This window comes from Klebsiella spallanzanii (assembly GCF_902158555.1).
In the GTDB taxonomy this organism is placed as follows: Bacteria; Pseudomonadota; Gammaproteobacteria; order Enterobacterales; family Enterobacteriaceae; genus Klebsiella; species Klebsiella spallanzanii.
In genome coordinates this window covers 193,092-211,041 of record NZ_CABGGS010000044.1, presented here as the reverse complement: position 1 = coordinate 211,041, position 17,950 = coordinate 193,092, and the positions used below count along the sequence as shown (strand labels likewise).

Here is a 17,950-nt window from a genome sequence, read left to right as displayed (position 1 = left end):
AAAATCTTGACACATCTATCAATCTTGATTATAGCCAGCACAAAAACATCCAATCTGTTGATAAAAAGAATGACATGCAGATTGTCTGACCACATCCACCCGCACAAAGCCAGGCGCAGGTGGTCAGCGAAATAAATAGTTATTGCATCAGGAATTTTTCGAGGAATTGGCGCGTGCGCGGCTGTTGAGGATGAGTAAACAGTGATTTGGCATCACCTTGTTCCACGATACGGCCTTGATCCATAAAGATGGCGCGGTCGGCCACATCACGGGCAAAACTCATTTCATGAGTCACGATAACCATGGTGCGTTTCTCTTGTGCCAGTTGACGGATGGTATTCAGCACCTCTCCAACCAGTTCAGGATCTAACGCCGATGTTGGCTCATCAAACAAAATCACATCCGGGCGCATCGCCAACGCACGAGCAATCGCCACACGCTGCTGTTGGCCACCGGACAAACGGCGCGGGTAGCTATTTTCCTTACCCGTAAGCCCAACCTTCGCCAGCAGTTCGCGCGCCCGAGAGATGGATTCATTTTTATCCTCCCCTTTGACGATAACCGGACCTTCAATAATGTTTTCCATCACCGTACGATGCGGAAAAAGATTGAAATTCTGAAACACAAAGCCAACGTGCTGACGCAGGCGGCGAATGGCTGCTTTTTGCTGATTGATGCTGCGCGCAGTATCAATAGTTACCTCGCCGACGCGGATCGTGCCGCTTTCCGGCTGCTCCAACAGATTAATACTGCGCAGCAGAGTCGTTTTTCCCGAGCCGCTGGGGCCGATAATCGCCACAACTTCACCCTGTTGCACTTCAAGGTCGATGCCATGAAGCACCGTTTGGCCGTGAAACTTTTTCACCAGGTTTTTCACTTCAATTGCACTCATTTTGGATCTCGCTCCTGGCGGTTCAGCTGATTTTCAAAATAGTTTTGCAGCGTAGAAAGCACCGTTGCCATCACCCAGTAGATAAGCGAAGCGGCGAGGTACATGGTGAAAACCTCCAGCGTACGCGAGGTGATCAGTTGCGCCTGGCGGAACAGTTCCGGCACCTGGATTGTCGCGGCCAGCGAAGTATCCTTCACCAGGCTGATAAAACTATTGGATAGCGGCGGCAACGCCACGCGCGCGGCCTGCGGAAGAATAGCGCGGCGCATTGCCTGCCATCGCGTCATGCCAATACTCGCCGCCGCCTCCCACTGCCCTTTATCAATGGAGGCAATGGCTGCACGCAGCGTTTCCGCCGCGTAGGCCGCAGTATTCAGCGACAGACCAATCATCGCCGCGGGAATAGGATCCAGCTCAATACCAAACTGCGGTAGGCCATAGTAGATCATGAACAACTGGGCTATCAGCGGCGTACCGCGAAAAATCGAAATATACATCCGCGCCAGCCATTTAACCGGCCAGACGGGCGACATACGCATAAGCGCCAGGATAAAACCCAGCACCAGGCCAAAGAACATGCCGCCAATGCTGAGTTGTAGCGTAAATACCGCACCTTTTAGCAAAAAGGGCGCGGAGTCAATAACCAGTTGGATACTCTCTTGCATTCTATTCGTTCTGCATTAGATATGAGGATGATAGGCGAACAGCGCAGGCGCGCCGCCGGTATGAACAAACAATATTGGACCTTCATCCTTAAAGCGCTTCTGGTTGATGCCATCAATCAGCCCGGCCATCGCCTTTCCGGTATACACAGGATCCAGCAGGATGCCCTCTAGCTGTGCCAACAGCTTCACTGCCGCCATCCCTTCATCGTTTGGCGTACCGTAACCCGGAGCAAAGTAGTCATCCCACAGTTGGATCTCAGCTTTTGCCTCCAGTTCCAGGCTATTTGCCACCGCTTGCTGTAGCGCCGCCACTTTTGGCAGCTGATCGGCCACTTTGCGTGAAACGGTGACGCCAATCAATTCAGCATTTGGCATCAGCTGTTCCAGGCCCACGGCCAGTCCTGCATGGGTACCTGCGCTACCGGATGCGACAACGATAGAAGATAGCTCAACGGCCCCCTCGCACTGTTGCGCGATTTCCAGCGCGCTCTCCACATAACCTAAGGCACCAAGGGCGTTAGAACCGCCAACCGGGATAACATACGGACGATATCCCTGAGCCTCAATGCGGGTCGCCAGCTCTTCCAGTTGAGCGTCAGGATCGGTCAGCGCATCGCACATTTCGATCTGGGTATTAAACAAGTCAAGCAACAGACGGTTACCGTTGGTCAGATAGTTTTCAGCCCGGGTGCCAATCGGGTTTTCCAGCAGCGCCACGCAGTGCAGGCCCAGTTTAGCCGCTACCGCCGCCGTCTGGCGGACATGGTTGGACTGGATAGCCCCTGCGGTAATTAGCGTATCCGCCCCTTCTCGCAGCGCGTCTGCAGCCAGAAACTCCAGCTTGCGCAATTTATTACCGCCCATCGCCAGCGGGGTGACATCATCACGCTTGATGAAGATTTCCCGGCCAAGGTAATCGGATAAGCGTGGCAGATATTCCAGCGGCGTCGGCGCGCCAATCAGTTCCAGACGCGGGAAAAGGGTTAAATTTTGCAGTGACATAAGACCTCCTGACTGAGTTATCCTTAATTATGCACGCTGTTACGCGCGAAATAAAAAAAGGCGCTATCAAGAGCGCCTTTTTTCACCGCCGGACGTTACTTCGTCACGTCAGCGCCAAACCATTTTTCCGACAGCGCCTTCAGGCTGCCATCCTTTTGCATATCCGCAATGGCACCATCAACCGCTTTCAGCAGGTCTTCGTTGCCTTTACGCAGCGCTACGCCGGACTCCTGTCGGGAGAAGGCTTCGCCGGTGACTGCAAGGGTATCGCCGGTTTTCTTCACCAGATCCAGCGCCGCCAGGCGGTCAACCAGAATAGCGTCAATGCGACCTACGCGCAGATCCTGATATTTAGTCGGGTCATCATCATAGGTACGGATATCAACGCCCTGGACATTCTGACGCAACCACTCCTCGTAGTTGGTGCCCAGACCCACGCCGACTTTCTTACCTTTCAGGTCGGCAGCGGTTTTAATCACGCCCTCGTTACCTTTTTTCACCAGCGCCTGAACGCCGGAAACAGTGTATGGCGTCGAGAAGTCATACTTTTTCTTACGCTGATCGGAAATGGTCACCTGGTTAATCACCACATCGATACGTTTGGAGTCTAACGAAGCCAGCATACCGTCCCACTTCGTGGGTTTGAGATCGGCCTTCACGCCGAGATGCTTCGCCAGCTCATTGGCAAAATCCACCTCGAATCCAGTCAGCTTGCCATCATCCCCCTGGTAGCTGAATGGCGGATAAGTCCCTTCCAGGCCAACGCGTAAAGTGCCGCGCTCTTTAACCTGATTGAGCAAATTTTCAGCAGCAAAGGTTTTGGCGCTGACGCCAGCCATTAAAACGACGGCCATTGCGCCCATCAGCGCCTGACGACTCAAAAGTGCAAATTTCATAGATACCCCTGGCAGAGTGATATTTTTCTGTAGTGTAAAGCGTTTAGCCTTAGCCACCAACATCGATACGCTACATCTTATTCCAAATAATTATATATGATGCTTTTTAGTACATAGTAAAAGCGCAGCGGAAATTCCTCCATTTTGCTGGATATCTCTCATACTGCATTGGTCAGCTTGATGACGTCTGGAGCATGGAAGATGAAAAACCCCACCTTATTGCAGTGCTTTCACTGGTACTACCCAACCGGCGGTGAACTATGGCCTGAAGTCGAAGCCCTGGCGCCAAATCTCAACGAAATCGGTATCAATATGATTTGGCTGCCTCCCGCTTACAAAGGCGCTTCCGGCGGTTACTCTGTCGGCTACGACAGCTACGATCTTTTTGACCTTGGCGAGTTCGATCAAAAGGGCTCTGTTGCCACTAAATATGGCGATAAAAATCAGTTGCTGGCCGCCATATCCGCGCTGCATCAGCATGATATTGCCGTTTTGCTTGATGTGGTCGTCAACCACAAAATGGGGGCCGATGAAAAAGAGACCGTGCGCATTCAGCGCGTTGATGAGCAGGACCGGACGCAAATTGCCGAAGAGATCGTTGAGTGTGAGGCGTGGACGCGCTACACCTTCCCGGTTCGCGCGGGTCAATACTCAGCGTTTATCTGGGATTACAAATGCTTCAGCGGTATTGATCATATTGAAAACCCTAATGAAGACGGCGTGTTTAAAATCGTCAATGACTATACCGGCGAAGGATGGAACGATCAGGTCGATGATGAAATGGGCAACTTCGACTACCTGATGGGGGAAAATATCGACTTCCGCAATCGCGCGGTAACCGAAGAGATTAAGTACTGGGCGCGCTGGGTGATGGAGCAAACTAGCTGTGATGGCTTCCGCCTTGATGCTGTCAAACACATCCCCGCCTGGTTTTATAAAGAATGGATTGATCACGTCCAGGAAGTGGCGGCCAAACCGCTGTTTATCGTCGCTGAGTACTGGTCCCATGAAGTCGACAAGCTTCAGCAGTATGTTGCCATGGTTGACGGCAAGACGATGCTATTTGACGCTCCGCTACAAATGAAGTTCCACGAAGCTTCACGACAGGGTCGCGACTACGATATGAGCCAGATTTTCAGCGGCACGCTGGTTGAAGCCGACCCGTTCCACGCAGTGACCCTTGTGACTAACCATGATACTCAGCCGCTTCAGGCTCTGGAAGCGCCGGTTGAAGCCTGGTTCAAACCACTGGCTTACGCGCTGATTTTATTGCGTGAAAATGGCGTGCCATCGGTCTTTTATGCCGATCTCTTCGGTGCCAGCTATGCAGATACCGGTGGCGATGGCGAAACCTACGCCATCGAGATGCCGGTTATTGAACAATTACACGAGCTGATTGATGCCCGCCAACGATTTGCCCACGGTGTACAAACGCTGTGGTTCGATCATCCCAACTGCATCGCCTTTAGCAGAAGCGGCACCGAGGAGGATCCGGGCTGCGTGGTGGTGCTATCAAACGGCGACGATGGGGAAAAATCGCTGCCTCTCGGTGAAAACTACGGCAATAAACGCTGGCGGGATTTTCTCGGTAACCGTGAGGAAGTCATTGAAACCGATGATGACGGTAATGGGACTTTTACCTGCAATGGCGGCAGCGTAAGCGTCTGGGTTATTGAAGACGTACTATAGAATACGGGCCCATATCGCGGGCTGAGAATAGCGCCAGCCCGCGAAAAGTTTATTACCCGTTTTTATTTGCAGAAGCTTTTTTCCATGCCTGTTCGCACTCAGGGGTAAGGCGATCAACTCGCGTCAGCGTCATACGATCGTAGTGCAGGGTGTTACCTTCGCGTTCAACTGGATAGACGTCCAGGGAGGATGTCACGTTGTAGATCGCATTATCACGTTTCATTAATTTGCCCGGTACGGTAATCAAACGCTGCCACTGCCGACAATCGAGAGTATCGCCGTCTTTAGTCACGATCAGGCTGGCTATCGCCTCCGGACTCATCATTTCACGCTGCGGGCCAGCCGATTGCCAGTATCCTTCCAGCCCGGCGGGCGCAGGGGTCTTAACAACATCGTTGTAGTTATCAACCTGAACACACCCGGCCAACGTTAGCAGTGCGCCAGCAAACACTATCTTTTTCATCATTCATCCCACAAACCGATAAAAAAGCATTGTGGCATTAAAGCGTTAAGCCTGCCACTCTTCCTGAGACGGGGTAAAACGAAGGCCGGATTGCCGTCATGATGAGCAATATAGCGCGATGAATAAAGCCCATATGTTAAATTAGCCTAACCTATCAATTAAAGCCCATGGACAACAAGGTGATATTTTAAGCGCTCAATATAAGGATAATCCTATTTTAAAATAACGCCAAAATGGCAACCTTATATATGGCAGGTATTTATTGTTTTAAATTCCTTCACATAGCTTTTCACGACCTTTACTTTGAGATTATTCCTGGCAAATTATAGGTATTATTGCGGAATAGTCCGAACTGCCACAGGTTTCAGGTCGGCAGCCGTTTTTATTACTAACTAAAATGGACTTCATCGCGCTTGTCGGCGAAGGATAAATTATCGTTACGTGTTGATTGAGGATGGGTCATGTCAACGATTATCATGGATTTGTGTAGCTTTACCCGGTTAGGATTAACCGGGTACCTGACAAGCCGGGGGATAAAAAAGCGTGATATCACTGAAGTGCAAAGTGCCACAAGTTTGAAAACGCTCTGTGAAACAAGCCACCCGAGCGTTGTATTTATTAATGAAGATTGCTTTATTCACTATGAAGAGAGCAACCAGCTAGTCCGACAGATCATCAGTCTGTATCCCGGCACGCTATTTGTTATCTTTATGTCGCTGGCTAATATTCATTTTGACCACTATCTCCTGGTCCGCAAAAACTTGCTTATTTGCTCAAAATCACTGACCGCAAAAGACCTTGATGATATCCTCGCCAATCGCCTGAAATATGAGAATCATCGTACAGCAAGAATTAATATCCCAACGCTGTCATTAAGCCAGGCCGAATCAAATATGCTGCAAATGTGGATGGCCGGACACGGAACCACCCACATATCCGCTCAGATGAACATAAAGGCTAAGACCGTATCTTCGCACAAAGGCAATGTTAAAAAGAAAATCCAGACCCATAATAAGCAGGTGATTTACCATATCGTACGGCTGACGGAAAACATTACTTCTGGGATCCACGTCAACATCCGTTAAAGAACGCTGGCGGCATCAGCCGCCAGTTTACCTCATGCGGATTGCTCATCTCTCTCAACAAAAATGCCATCCGGATGGCCTATCTCGTTGAAAAACCAAATCCCCAGCGGATAATCTTCCAGCGAAACCAGATACATGACCCCTTCGCTAAACGACTCTATTGCCAGCACAACACCCGATCGACGTGGGCCTCCATCGGTCTTTACCGTGACACGATCGTTTACCTGCATAACTCATCTCCTCTATTTTTGAGCCAGTGTAGAACAAAACTGCCGATCGCGCAGCGCCCTCCCCGGTAACTGCTGTTTTTGTAGACCGTCTATACTTAAAGAGCCGTGTCCGAGTTAAGCGAGGTAGCCGAAATGAATACCGCCAAAGAGAAAAGAGGCGGGGGGAGTGTCGATGTTGACGCCCTGCTGGCGGCAATTAATGAAATCAGTGAAAGTGACGTTCAGCGCACGCGAGATGATCCCCATCATGTCAGTATTGATGGTCGCGATTACCACACCTGGCGCGAGCTTGCCGAAGCCTTTGAGCTCGATATTCATGACTTTAGCGTGACCGAGATTAATCGCTGAAGCATGAGCGAAAAAAATCCCGACTCGCAGGAGTCGGGATGAAGCTTGCTAATGCAAGAAGCACTTGAAAATTCGTTACACCAGGAAATCCGATGCGTTGGAAACATTAACCTCAATTATTTTGCATAACAAGAGCCATTCACAAAGTAAATTATTGAAAAATGTGACCTATACTACTCTTAACGCTGAAAGGCCACGCCAGGCAAGGTTCTGATGCATTTGTTCTTCTACGAACATCTTTTCCGAACTGAATTTTTTTTAAGATTAATCTCATCAAAATAACCACCACGGATAAACCAAATCAGATACATTCATCAAAAGAATACGTATCATCCTTCAGCGCAAACCTGATTACGTCCGTTTTGCTTGGCCAGATACAAGCGATGATCGGCAATGGATTGCAAGTTTTCGAAGCTATAATCGCTGGAATCACCGCTGCTGCTCACGCCAAATGAAGCGCTAATGCGCAAAGACACACAGTTTCTGAGCAAAATCTCGCGAGCATAAAGACGAATACGAATCCGTTCGGCAATCGCCGCAGCCTCTTTCAAAGAGGTGTTTGGCAGCACAAGACAAAATTCCTCTCCACCGACCCGACCCGCGAGGTCGCCCTCACGAATATGGCTCGTAATAGTACTCGCCACCAGAGACAGCACGCGATCTCCCGCCTGATGCCCATGTTGATCATTAATCCTTTTAAAATAGTCCAGATCGAGCTGGATAACCGCGACGGAAGATTTCTGCCGCTCGCTCAGGTGAGTCACCGCGATTGCGCGATCGAACAACGCACCTCGGTTTAACAACCGGGTTAATCCATCATGCCAGGCCTGCCACTCCAGAGATGTCTGCAGCACGCTCATATTACGCACCATTCTGCGTATCACCAGCCAGGAGATCATTAACATCAGAGTAAACATTAACCACATCAGCATCAGCGCAATGGTGATACTACCAAAATCGCCGCGAACGCCCTCCCGAAGGGTGTGAATACGCAACAGCACTCCGTCAAAATTACGCTGTTTTTCCCAACTGATATACCGCGTTAATAAACGAATTCCTCCCTGATTCTCATGCGCAAAAGCGCGGCTCAGTAACGCTTGCTCCTGCGGCGACAGCAGAGTGAGCACGTTGCCAGGCGCAGAAGAGGCGATCAAATTGAGCCGATTATCATAAAGTTGATACTCTCCCTCTTGCCCGCTTTTTACTGCATTCACCAGGAACGCCTTCATTTCACTGACCGAGAAATCCATTGCCAGAACGCCAAGCCAATAGCGCTGAAAATCCAGTGGAATAGAAGCCGTTACCACCTGCGTTTCGCGTAATGATTCATCTTCAGGAAACGTTTGCCAGACAATACCGCGAGCGGGATTGTTGCGCTGCGTTTGCCGGGTAAACCAGGAATCGCTCGTCGCCCGCGAATACAACGCCAGCGCTTGAGTCGAATTTTTCGGCAGCTCAGTGGTGGTAAAAAAGCCGCTGCGCGAAACGTACATCATACGTTTGGCAAAACCGCGGTTGTTATTGGCCAGGCGCAGCATATAGCCCAGCTCAAGGGTCGCCATCAGCTCATTTCCGGAAAAGGGGTTATCGCGAGAAAGGAGCTCGTCGCTATCGACAAACGCATCGGCAACGCCATAGACCGGCAGAGTCCGTCGGTTATGAATTTCAACGGTCCAGAGTGGCTCATGTCGCCTTTCTAAATAATCCTGCTCGGCTTTGCGCAGCACGGTAAAATCTAACGGCGTCCCCATTGCCGACTGCATACCATTGCGAAAAAATATCATTCTATCGATGTTAAATTGCAGCAGGCTATCCAGCTCGTGGGAGACGTTTTCAAGATTATTGCGTTGATTCGCAATATAGGCGTCTTCCAGAACTTTAATTTCACGCCATATCAACAAGGTTGAAAAGCAGAAGACGATAAAAAAACAGAGGTTTACCACATATCCGGGGCTTAATATCTGACGAAGTTTTTTCACCCACATCGGCTTATCCATCGTTTACTCGCAGCATGGTCAAAGAAACAAACGTCATCAACGCTCCCTGTTAGTTAGGTTTTCAATAATATAAAAACGCCCGACTCATGCCGGGCGCTGTAGGGCTCAGGAGCAATTCGGCTTCCCTCCCCCTCCACGGATAAGTTCATCCTCACGGAACGCTTCGCGCTTAACACCATGGCCATCATACCAACGACATTCAACCATGCCGCTGGCAAACCCGGTGACGACCATGCGAGGTCCGCCGTTTTTTCGCCTAACTTCATCACTGACCAACAAGACCATTTTTTTGCCTCCGGTATCAGGAAGAAACAAATTTACCTTAGACGAAGCTGAACCACTTTGCCTGGGCGGGAGCACATTTACTCAACCGGACGACGAAGACTGCCAATGGCTTTCACTCCGGCCAGCACAATGGCGCCAATAACAAATCCCAGCACCAGATTCGCCACCGTTGGCAGCAGCGAGGCAATCACTCCATTCTGCCCATGGGCAAACTCTTCAATAGCATGATGCAACGGCGCAATGCCGTGAACGACAATACCGCCGCCAACCAAGAACATTGCCAGAGTTCCAACTACGGACAACACTTTCATCAGGCGGGGCGCAATCGCCAACAACGCTTTACCTGACCACTGTGCGAGCGAGCTGGTTTTCTCCACCAGCCAGTAGCCCATATCATCAAGCTTGACGATCACTCCGACCAGACCATACACGCCGACCGTCACCAACAAGGCAATGCCGGACAGGATAAGAATCTGATTTAGCAGCGGCGCTTCGGCAACGATCCCGAGCGTAATGGCGACAATTTCAGCGGACAAAATAAAGTCGGTGCGGATCGCCCCTTTGACCTTATCGCGCTCGAAAGCCATTGGGTCCTGATTGGCCAGCGCCTCTAGCCGCTGCTGACGAACTTGAGGATCCTCTTTGTGTTTAAGCGCCTGCAGGCTGTGCAGCACTTTTTCTACGCCTTCAAAACACAGAAATGCCCCGCCCAACATCAGCAATGGCGTAATCGCCCATGGAATAAAAGCGCTGATTAACAATGCCAGCGGCACCAGAATCACTTTATTGATAAATGAGCCTTTCGCTACGCCCCAAACGACCGGCAGCTCGCGATTGGCCCGAACTCCGGTAACCTGTTGAGCGTTAAGCGATAAATCATCGCCCAATACGCCTGCCGTTTTCTTCGCCGCCAGTTTTCCCATGACCGAAATATCGTCAAGGAGAGTGGCAATATCATCCAATAAGGTTAAAAGACTACTTCCCGCCAAAATTGCATTCCTTCATTTATGGTTATTTCTCCTGAAGTATGAAGCAAAAGTGCTTTTTCGCCCACAGGTGTCCATAGTCAACATAAATTTAACCATTGCGGGAGAATTAAAGCGCTCGCCAGCACGATAGTTTTCACGTTTACTATACGTCCCCTTTCTATCTCTGCACCGTCGTGAGGAAGTATGTCTACCCGTCAGCTGTTACCGCTCATCGGGGCGTTGTTTGCGCTGTATATCATTTGGGGCTCCACCTACTTTGCCATCGCCGTTGGCGTCGCCAGCTGGCCACCATTAATGATGGCGGGCGTGCGTTTTCTTTCTGCTGGCGCAGTGCTGATTGTCTGGCTGCTGGCAACCGGGCATAAGCTCCCGGCGCGAAAGCCGCTACTCAACGCGGCGCTGATTGGTATTTTACTGCTGGCCGTCGGTAACGGCTTTGTCACCCTCGCCGAGCACCAGCACGTACCATCCGGGATTGCAGCGGTGATGGTCGCGACGGTACCGCTATTCACGCTATGTTTTAGCCGCTTTTTTGGTATTGCGACTCGCAAGCTTGAGTGGTTAGGTATTGCCATTGGCCTGGCGGGCATCGTGCTGCTCAATAGCGGTGGCAACCTGAATGGTAACCCCTGGGGAGCGCTGCTGATTCTTATCGGTTCCATGAGCTGGGCCTTTGGCTCCGTCTACGGCTCGCGAATCGAGCTACCGACGGGGATGATGGCGGGTGCCATAGAGATGCTGGCCGCAGGGATCGTGCTAATGATAGCTTCCACGCTGACCGGGGAAAAATTAACCCAAATGCCATCCTGGTCCGGTATTTTTGCCGTCGCCTATCTGGCTATCTTCGGTTCACTTATCGCCATCAACGCCTATATGTATTTGATTCGCAACGTCACTCCCGCTGTTGCGACCAGCTATGCTTACGTAAACCCGGTTGTCGCCGTACTGCTCGGCACCGGTTTTGCCGGAGAAAGTTTATCCCCCATAGAGTGGCTGGCGCTGGGGATTATCATCTTTGCGGTCGTTCTGGTGACGCTCGGTAAGTACCTGTTCCCGGCGCGCAGAGAAATCACATCTTGTCAGGCCGAGAAGTAACGTCCAGAAAACCCATGCCCTGAGTATCGATCTGCGCGCAGTCCCCTACGCCGCAGATCCACTCTTCCAGGCGCTCACCTAGCGCTTCATCGCTAAGTTTCTTTCTCCCGCGCAGCGCACACTCCCAGACAACCAGCACCCGCCATCCCTGCTCTACCAGCAGCCCGATATCCCGGCAATCGCGCGCGACGTTTTTAGCTATCTTATCCAGCCAGAATTCAGTTCTCGTACCGGGGACTTTAAACAGATAGCAATTATGATGATGCCAAAAACAGCCGTGGGTAAAGATAACGCACTGATAGTCCGCCATCACAAAGTCCGGGCGTCCGGGCAGCGTGGCGTCCTGTACAGTAAAGGTAAACCCAGAGTGGGCCAGCAGCCCCGCCAGCCGTTTTTCAATTGCCGTATCGCGGGTGCCGATCGCGCGCATATTTTTGCTGCGGGTAGCTTTATCGTGGACGTCGGCCATGGTTAATCTCGCATTTTAATCAGCGGCTTAGAGACTTATAGGTAAACTCAGTGAAGTAATCGTTGACGTTTTTCGACGCGCTAGCCGCCAGCTCTTCGTCGCCATGACAGATATTACGCAGCATGGTGGCATTTAGCTGTGAGGCTTTTACCAGCTCCTGCTGGTTACTGGCGCTAAGCTGCGCAAACCAAAAACGGCTGGAGAGGCCCTGTAACGGTGAAAGACATGGCTGTAAATATTCATTTTCTGCCGCAAGACCAATCAGGGCATAGGTTTGCTTTAATAGCGCGCCAAACTGACGCATATGCGAAATATCGCTAATCGCTTCAAAAGATTCCGCCAGCAGCAGCATCTCTTTCTTCTGCTGGTGCGTGCCGCGCCGGGTCGCAAGACGCACAGCGAACTCGCCTACACAGCGGCGTAGCTCCAGAACCTTGAGCTGTACCTCAACGGAGATCGTCGGAATAAACACGCCCTTATAGGGGTAGATCTCCACAAGTCTGTCATTAGCCAAACGTTGTAACGCTTCCCTTACCGGACTACGGCCAAAGCCGGTCAGCTCCATGAGCTGTGCTTCAGACACCATCGAACCCGGCGCAAGATCCTGAAAAATAATCATGCTTTCAATGGCTTCATAAGCCTGATTCATTTTATTGACGGGTGGATTCATTAGCGTTCTCCCTGCTGAATTGCAGCATTATCCGCCCAACGCAGCAAAAATGAAAATCAAAAATTCTCAGTTAATTAAACAGTTACGACAAAATTTGTGATCGGCATCGTATTTAACCCAACAGATGATGGATGTTTTTTTCATGAAGTGCAAATCTAATAAGCAACTAATATATCAGTTGTTGATTAAGTGACTAAGATATCGTCAATGCAGGATACTGCTCATCATGTGTTGCACACTAAAAGGAGAAAGTCGTGAGTCTACATAACCAGGTCGCACTGGTGACGGGTGCGGGAAACATGAAAGGGATCGGCAAAGGCATTGCCTGCGCGCTTGCTGAAGCAGGCGCGGATATCGTCATCAATTACGTTGTCAACCCGGAGGAAGCAGAACAGGTTGCTGGTATTATCCGCGGACTCGGAAGGCGCGCCCTGCTGGTCCAGGCCGATATCTCCCATCCTGAACAAGTTCGCCAGATGTTTAATGATATAGATACCCATTTTGGACGCCTCGATATTCTGGTTAACAACGCCGGCGTATGCGTCTGGGAACCCTTCCTCGAAATCAGTAAATCGGCCTTTGACCATGCGGTGAACATCAATATAAAAGGAACCTACGACTGCGCTCGCCACGCCGCCCGCATGATGGTGAAAAAAGGGATCCATGGACGCATCATCAACGTTGCCTCAGGTCACGCGCGCCGCCCAATGGCGCTGATGGGGGTCTACGCCGCCACCAAAGCCGCTATCGATCAGATGAGCCAGTCGATGGCCTTCGAACTCGCACGCTACGGCATTACCGTAAACCAGCTTTGGCCGGGGTTTGTCGATACCAATATCAACGATCCTAAACCCGAACTGGCTACGGATGAGGGGCGGAAGAAGCTGCTGGCGACCATTCCTATTGGTCAGCCGGCAACCATTGAAGAGCTTGGCGCTGCTGCCGTGTATTTAGCCGGGGACAAAGGCGCAGTTATTACCGGTGACTTCATTAAAATTGATGGCGGCCAGCATATCCGCTGTATTTAATCAGGAGAATGACGATGGAACACAAAAATACGATTCTGATTGCCGGCGGCCAGGCCGAACCCAAACTGCTGTCCACGCTGGAAAATCAGTATTTACAGCAGGGCTGGGAAGTTTATTTTAGCCAGCAAACCGAATATGCAAAAATAAATCAGGCTATCGACACCCTTATTGTTGGCGAGCGAAAGCTAAACGCTTTTATTTATATTTCACCGCCGCCGCTTCGTGGCTCAATGCTGGACGACGATGATAATATTATTGCGGCCACGATGAATGACGATCTGGAGCGCGGACTATGGTGGGTACAAAGCGCCTGTAAAAAAATGGTACAACAGGGGGTTCAGGGACGCGTCGTTACGCTAGCGCACATCGCCGCACTGGTGCCGACAGAGCATTACTCTTATGGTGCCGCCAGCCAGTTGGCGCTGATGAATACCTGCCGTTCCGGCATTCAGGAACTGGTGCCTTATGGCATAAAAATCAACACCCTATTTCGCGGTTTCAGCGAAGAGGATCCGCAGCAAAAAGCGTTCGTAGAGCTGTTAAGACAGTTGCATAAAGATGATGGTATTCCGCTGTTGGAATATACCGATGCAGCAGAGATCGCCAAAACCTGTGCTCTATTAACCGATCCGCATATTCACAGTTTTAATGGTGCGATGTTAACGCTTGACGGCGGTTTTTATGTTACCCGAAAAATACGTTATCTGGATCCCGTCAGGGAGTGATAAACCAAAACAATAATAATCAGAAAATAATTATTACGAAAATTGTGCATTATTTTTACCGCTAACCCTATATTAGTGAAAGGTATCTCTATGAATACGCAATTCCGTCGTGTCATTTTAGTTATGCTGACGCTGGCGATGGTTATTAACTACCTCGACCGTTCCGCGCTGGCCTACGCAATGCCCTTTATTACCCAGGACTTTCATCTGACGCCTGAGGAAAAAGGTATTATTTTTGGTAGTTTCTCAATCGGCTATGCGTTATTTAACTTTATTGGTGGCGTACTGGCCGATAAATTTGGCCCCAAACGCGTCTTTAGCTGGTCGATGTCCGTCTGGTCGATTATCTGCGGCCTGACCGCAGGTTGCTTTAACTTCTGGACCATGTTCATTGCCCGCGCCTTTTTCGGTGCCGGGGAAGGCCCCATCTCCACCACGGCCAATAAAGTGGTCAACAACTGGTTCCCGCTCAATGAGCGCGCCCGCGCGGTAGGCATTAACCAGGCCGGAGGCCCGCTGGGCGGCGCAATTTCCGGCCCGGTAGTGGGTTTTCTGTGTCTGACGTTTAACTGGCGGATCTCATTTATCATTATCGCGTTTATTGGGATTACCTGGGCCATCATCTGGGCGCTCATCGCGACCGACAAGCCACGTGATAACAAACGCGTTTCTGCAGCGGAAGCGCAGCTTATTGAAGGCGAAGAAGAAGACGTGGCTCCGCAGACCGCACCGGGAACGCCAGCCCCCTCCATGTGGAGCGCGATCCTCCAGCCCTCAATTCTGGCTACCGCCCTGTCGCTATTTTGCTTCAATTATGTGCTGTTTTTCTTTATGAACTGGTTCCCGACGTTTCTTGTTGATACCACCGGGATCAGCCTGAAGGACATGAGCCTGGTCGGCGTGCTGCCCTGGGTTGCCGGAACGCTCGGCTACGTATCCGGCGGTTTCATTATCGACTTTATCTACCGTAAAACCGGCAAGCAACTCTTCTCCCGCAAAGTGGTGCTGGTGACCTGCTTCGGCATCTGTTCTATCTGCGTGGGGCTTATCAGCCAGACGCAGACCGCCATGGGCGCCGTCACATTAATGACAATCGCCTTCGGCTTTATGCAAATCGCCGCCCCGGCCTACTGGACGCTCATTCAGGACGCTGCGCCGAAAGAGTACGTTGGCAGCGCTGGCGGGCTGATGCACGGTCTGGCGAATATCTCCGGCATCGTCGCACCAACCGTCACCGGCTTTATTGTCGGCTCAGGCTCTTATTCTGCCGCCTTTATTCTTGCGGGCTGCCTCGGGGTACTCGGCGCAACCGTGGTTGCTCTGTTCGTCAAAAAAGCCGCCCAGCGCGATGGGCATAAAGCCCTGGCCTGACCCTGGAGGAGAAGAACGTGAAAATTATCGATTTTGAATCCGGGCTGTACCGCGTGCCGCTTACCGAAAGTTGGGGATCGTCGAACTATGCGTTCTCCAGTCTGGAATTTGTCGTACTGTGGCTAAAAACCGATACCGGGCATACCGGTACCGGCTGGACGTTCAGCACGGGCAACGGCGGCAGCGCGTTTAAGAACCTGATTGACCATTATCTTGCCGCCAAAGTGATGGGCGAAGATCCGCTGAACGTCGAGCGGCTGTGGAGCCGCATGTGGCTGGAGAGCCACGATATCGGCTCGGCGGGCGTCACGACACACGCAATCGCCGCAGTGGATATCGCGCTATGGGATCTGATTGGCCAGCAGCTCAATCAGCCGTTGTATCGCCTGCTTGGCGGCTATCGGGAGTCGCTCCCCGGTTACGGCAGCGGCGTCAACCTGCATCTTTCCATCGATGCCCTGCTCGCACAGATGGAAGGTTTTTTAAGCGCGGGCTACCGCACGGTCAAAATGAAAATCGGCAGTGAAGACGTGGAAGACGATCTAATGCGTCTGCTGGCGGTACGTAAATTTGTGGGGCCTACAGTCAACATCGCCGTGGATGCCAACAAAAAGTGGTCTTCTGGCGATGCTGCGCGCCGTATGACGGTACTCAAAAACGCCGGAGTGTACTGGCTGGAAGAGCCGCTGCTTAGCGACGATATCAACGGCCACCGTTTGCTGCGTCAGAAATGTCCGGTCCCCATTGCCGTGGGAGAAAGCCTGTACACCAAATACCAGTTCGCCCACTGGATCGGACAAGAGGCCTGCGACTACATCCAACCGGATATTTATCGCGTGGGCGGAATTACCGAATTTGTGAAGATCGCAAAATTAGCCGAAAGCCACAATATTCCCGTGATCCCGCATTTTGGCATGGAGCTGATCGCACATCTGGGCTGCGGTTTGCCCAATATCCAGCTGTTTGAGGGGCTAAAAGGCGCGAGCCTGAGCGAAATGGGCATTATCACGACTCCTTGCCCGGTGATAAACGGCGCCATTCGCCCGGGTGAAAAACCAGGACACGGCATCAAGTTCGACGGCCCGGCGCTGGCGCGCTATGCCGTAAACGATATGCAGCTTCGGCAGCAAAGTATTACGACTCGCACGGATGTCTGAACCAATGAGCCTGATTAAGCAACTGTTTTCCCTGCCGGTACTGGAGACATTAAGCCCCGGTATTACCCGGCGAAAAATGGATGAACTGGAGGTTCTGGTCATTCAGACGCCCTTCTGCAAGGCCGTTATTGCGCTTCAGGGTGCGCATTTACTGACCTGGAAACCCTCCAGACAGACAACCCCTGTACTGTGGTTGAGTGACTGCACGCCGTTTAAAACCGGCGTACCCATTCGCGGCGGCGTGCCGGTCTGCTGGCCGTGGTTTACCGATCTCGGCGGCGAGCCTTTTCATGGTTTTGCCCGCATTTTACCGTGGCGACTGATGGCACTTGATAATAGCAAAACGTCGATCGCGCTAACGTTGGCGCTCAATGATACCCCGCAAACGCGGCAGCTCTGGGATCATGCTTTTCAACTGGAAATGACGCTGACATTCACTGCCGAGGTTTGCGAGTTATTGCTCACTGCCCACGGTATCTTCAGCGCCACTGCGGCCCTACACAGCTACCTCTCAACGCCGGATATTCAAGCGACGCAGATTCACGGCGTGGGTACGCAAGCCTACGACACGGTCGTCGGGGAATCCGTGCAGAACTTGCCGTCCCCCCTTTCGCTCCACGGGGAATTTGGCGCGATCTTCCCTCAGGCAGAAAAACAAACGGAGCTTGTCACGCCCGCCAGAATCCTGACGCTGACCCATGTCAATAACAGCAACGTGGTGGTATGGAATCCCTGGCAACAGCGAGCAGAACAAATAAGCGACATGCCAGATGATGGCTGGCAGAACTTTGTTTGCCTCGAAACGGCGGCTATCGACAGGCCCCTTGTCAGCACGCCTCAACATCCGGCATCAATGGGCGTGCAGTTCGCGCTATCTCATCATTAAGGACATTT

The 17,950-nt window shown here is 51.4% G+C and carries 20 protein-coding genes; 9 read left to right on the top strand and 11 right to left on the bottom strand.

Features of this window, described 5'->3' with window-relative positions; genetic code table 11:
• Nucleotides 1-139: 139 nt before the first annotated feature.
• From tcyN to tcyJ, 4 genes are all read right to left on the bottom strand, one after another.
• On the bottom strand, nt 140-892 hold the full coding sequence (tcyN, locus tag FN082_RS23715; protein WP_139536357.1) for an L-cystine ABC transporter ATP-binding protein TcyN: 753 nt from the start codon (nt 890-892) through the stop codon (nt 140-142).
• Nucleotides 889-1,557, bottom strand: coding sequence for a cystine ABC transporter permease (tcyL, locus tag FN082_RS23710; RefSeq protein ID WP_139536358.1), 669 nt, complete (start codon nt 1,555-1,557; stop codon nt 889-891). The genes tcyN and tcyL overlap by 4 nt, the downstream gene beginning before the upstream one ends.
• A gap of 15 nt (nt 1,558-1,572) precedes the next feature.
• Nucleotides 1,573-2,559 (bottom strand): D-cysteine desulfhydrase, encoded by a 987-nt coding sequence (dcyD, locus tag FN082_RS23705; protein ID WP_139536359.1) that lies wholly within the window; start codon nt 2,557-2,559, stop codon nt 1,573-1,575.
• A 95-nt stretch (nt 2,560-2,654) separates the two neighbouring features.
• On the bottom strand, nt 2,655-3,455 hold the full coding sequence (tcyJ, locus tag FN082_RS23700; protein WP_139536360.1) for a cystine ABC transporter substrate-binding protein: 801 nt from the start codon (nt 3,453-3,455) through the stop codon (nt 2,655-2,657).
• 201 nt (nt 3,456-3,656) lie between these two features.
• On the opposite strand from tcyJ, the gene amyA reads away from it, so the two are divergent.
• Nucleotides 3,657-5,144: an alpha-amylase gene (gene amyA / locus FN082_RS23695; protein WP_142982504.1), complete on the top strand. Its 1,488-nt coding sequence runs from the start codon at nt 3,657-3,659 to the stop codon at nt 5,142-5,144.
• Nucleotides 5,145-5,196: 52 nt separating this feature from the next.
• On the opposite strand, the gene yedD is transcribed toward amyA, so the two are convergent.
• Nucleotides 5,197-5,610, bottom strand: a complete 414-nt coding sequence (gene yedD / locus FN082_RS23690; RefSeq protein WP_185932152.1) for a lipoprotein YedD — start codon at nt 5,608-5,610, stop codon at nt 5,197-5,199.
• A 458-nt stretch (nt 5,611-6,068) separates the two neighbouring features.
• Between yedD and rcsA the strand changes: the two genes are divergently transcribed.
• On the top strand, nt 6,069-6,692 hold the full coding sequence (gene rcsA / locus FN082_RS23685; RefSeq protein WP_139536363.1) for a transcriptional regulator RcsA: 624 nt from the start codon (nt 6,069-6,071) through the stop codon (nt 6,690-6,692).
• Between the two features lie 32 nt (nt 6,693-6,724).
• On the opposite strand, the gene dsrB is transcribed toward rcsA, so the two are convergent.
• Nucleotides 6,725-6,922: a protein DsrB gene (gene dsrB / locus FN082_RS23680; RefSeq protein ID WP_139536364.1), complete on the bottom strand. Its 198-nt coding sequence runs from the start codon at nt 6,920-6,922 to the stop codon at nt 6,725-6,727.
• Nucleotides 6,923-7,054: 132 nt separating this feature from the next.
• Here dsrB and yodD point away from each other — a divergent pair, with 132 nt between their 5' ends.
• Nucleotides 7,055-7,270 carry a YodD family peroxide/acid resistance protein gene (yodD, locus tag FN082_RS23675; RefSeq protein WP_139536365.1) on the top strand — a complete coding sequence of 72 codons (216 nt, stop codon included), beginning with the start codon at nt 7,055-7,057 and terminating at the stop codon, nt 7,268-7,270.
• A 329-nt stretch (nt 7,271-7,599) separates the two neighbouring features.
• On the opposite strand, the gene dgcQ is transcribed toward yodD, so the two are convergent.
• From dgcQ to FN082_RS23660, 3 genes are all read right to left on the bottom strand, one after another.
• Complete coding sequence (gene dgcQ / locus FN082_RS23670) at nt 7,600-9,267, bottom strand: cellulose biosynthesis regulator diguanylate cyclase DgcQ (protein WP_142982502.1); 1,668 nt, start codon at nt 9,265-9,267, stop codon at nt 7,600-7,602.
• A 105-nt stretch (nt 9,268-9,372) separates the two neighbouring features.
• Complete coding sequence (locus FN082_RS23665; protein WP_139536367.1) at nt 9,373-9,552, bottom strand: YodC family protein; 180 nt, start codon at nt 9,550-9,552, stop codon at nt 9,373-9,375.
• A gap of 77 nt (nt 9,553-9,629) precedes the next feature.
• On the bottom strand, nt 9,630-10,541 hold the full coding sequence (locus FN082_RS23660) for a DUF808 domain-containing protein (protein WP_142982501.1): 912 nt from the start codon (nt 10,539-10,541) through the stop codon (nt 9,630-9,632).
• A 183-nt stretch (nt 10,542-10,724) separates the two neighbouring features.
• On the opposite strand from FN082_RS23660, the gene yedA reads away from it, so the two are divergent.
• Nucleotides 10,725-11,636, top strand: a complete 912-nt coding sequence (gene yedA, locus FN082_RS23655; RefSeq protein WP_112213241.1) for a drug/metabolite exporter YedA — start codon at nt 10,725-10,727, stop codon at nt 11,634-11,636.
• Here the strand turns inward: yedA and FN082_RS23650 are convergent.
• Nucleotides 11,611-12,105 (bottom strand): very short patch repair endonuclease, encoded by a 495-nt coding sequence (locus FN082_RS23650; protein WP_142982500.1) that lies wholly within the window; start codon nt 12,103-12,105, stop codon nt 11,611-11,613. The genes yedA and FN082_RS23650 overlap by 26 nt on opposite strands.
• A 19-nt stretch (nt 12,106-12,124) precedes the next feature.
• The gene (locus FN082_RS23645; RefSeq protein ID WP_110274363.1) at nt 12,125-12,775 is read right to left on the bottom strand and encodes a GntR family transcriptional regulator; all 651 of its coding nucleotides are present in this window, start codon (nt 12,773-12,775) and stop codon (nt 12,125-12,127) included.
• Between the two features lie 254 nt (nt 12,776-13,029).
• Between FN082_RS23645 and FN082_RS23640 the strand changes: the two genes are divergently transcribed.
• From FN082_RS23640 to FN082_RS23620, 5 genes are all read left to right on the top strand, one after another.
• Nucleotides 13,030-13,803, top strand: coding sequence for an SDR family NAD(P)-dependent oxidoreductase (locus tag FN082_RS23640; RefSeq protein ID WP_139536369.1), 774 nt, complete (start codon nt 13,030-13,032; stop codon nt 13,801-13,803).
• Nucleotides 13,804-13,817: 14 nt separating this feature from the next.
• Nucleotides 13,818-14,528 (top strand): SDR family oxidoreductase, encoded by a 711-nt coding sequence (locus FN082_RS23635; protein WP_180349480.1) that lies wholly within the window; start codon nt 13,818-13,820, stop codon nt 14,526-14,528.
• A 90-nt stretch (nt 14,529-14,618) separates the two neighbouring features.
• Complete coding sequence (locus tag FN082_RS23630; protein WP_142982499.1) at nt 14,619-15,899, top strand: MFS transporter; 1,281 nt, start codon at nt 14,619-14,621, stop codon at nt 15,897-15,899.
• Between the two features lie 17 nt (nt 15,900-15,916).
• Nucleotides 15,917-17,056 (top strand): mandelate racemase/muconate lactonizing enzyme family protein, encoded by a 1,140-nt coding sequence (locus tag FN082_RS23625; RefSeq protein WP_142982498.1) that lies wholly within the window; start codon nt 15,917-15,919, stop codon nt 17,054-17,056.
• Nucleotides 17,057-17,060: 4 nt separating this feature from the next.
• Nucleotides 17,061-17,942: a D-hexose-6-phosphate mutarotase gene (locus FN082_RS23620; RefSeq protein WP_185932151.1), complete on the top strand. Its 882-nt coding sequence runs from the start codon at nt 17,061-17,063 to the stop codon at nt 17,940-17,942.
• Nucleotides 17,943-17,950 lie beyond the last annotated feature (8 nt).

Bases quoted from the DNA above. Each gene is read 5' to 3' on its own strand.
- FN082_RS23630 (WP_142982499.1), top strand. From the start codon at position 14,619: ATGAATACGCAATTCCGTCGTGTCATTTTAGTTATGCTGACGCTGGCG.
- yodD (WP_139536365.1), top strand. From the start codon at position 7,055: ATGAATACCGCCAAAGAGAAAAGAGGCGGGGGGAGTGTCGATGTTGAC.
- yedD (WP_185932152.1), bottom strand. From the start codon at position 5,610: ATGATGAAAAAGATAGTGTTTGCTGGCGCACTGCTAACGTTGGCCGGG.
- dgcQ (WP_142982502.1), bottom strand. From the start codon at position 9,267: ATGGATAAGCCGATGTGGGTGAAAAAACTTCGTCAGATATTAAGCCCC.
- FN082_RS23635 (WP_180349480.1), top strand. From the start codon at position 13,818: ATGGAACACAAAAATACGATTCTGATTGCCGGCGGCCAGGCCGAACCC.
- yedA (WP_112213241.1), top strand. From the start codon at position 10,725: ATGTCTACCCGTCAGCTGTTACCGCTCATCGGGGCGTTGTTTGCGCTG.
- tcyL (WP_139536358.1), bottom strand. From the start codon at position 1,557: ATGCAAGAGAGTATCCAACTGGTTATTGACTCCGCGCCCTTTTTGCTA.
- dcyD (WP_139536359.1), bottom strand. From the start codon at position 2,559: ATGTCACTGCAAAATTTAACCCTTTTCCCGCGTCTGGAACTGATTGGC.
- rcsA (WP_139536363.1), top strand. From the start codon at position 6,069: ATGTCAACGATTATCATGGATTTGTGTAGCTTTACCCGGTTAGGATTA.
- amyA (WP_142982504.1), top strand. From the start codon at position 3,657: ATGAAAAACCCCACCTTATTGCAGTGCTTTCACTGGTACTACCCAACC.
- FN082_RS23665 (WP_139536367.1), bottom strand. From the start codon at position 9,552: ATGGTCTTGTTGGTCAGTGATGAAGTTAGGCGAAAAAACGGCGGACCT.
- dsrB (WP_139536364.1), bottom strand. From the start codon at position 6,922: ATGCAGGTAAACGATCGTGTCACGGTAAAGACCGATGGAGGCCCACGT.
- tcyN (WP_139536357.1), bottom strand. From the start codon at position 892: ATGAGTGCAATTGAAGTGAAAAACCTGGTGAAAAAGTTTCACGGCCAA.
- FN082_RS23645 (WP_110274363.1), bottom strand. From the start codon at position 12,775: ATGAATCCACCCGTCAATAAAATGAATCAGGCTTATGAAGCCATTGAA.
- FN082_RS23650 (WP_142982500.1), bottom strand. From the start codon at position 12,105: ATGGCCGACGTCCACGATAAAGCTACCCGCAGCAAAAATATGCGCGCG.
- tcyJ (WP_139536360.1), bottom strand. From the start codon at position 3,455: ATGAAATTTGCACTTTTGAGTCGTCAGGCGCTGATGGGCGCAATGGCC.
- FN082_RS23620 (WP_185932151.1), top strand. From the start codon at position 17,061: ATGAGCCTGATTAAGCAACTGTTTTCCCTGCCGGTACTGGAGACATTA.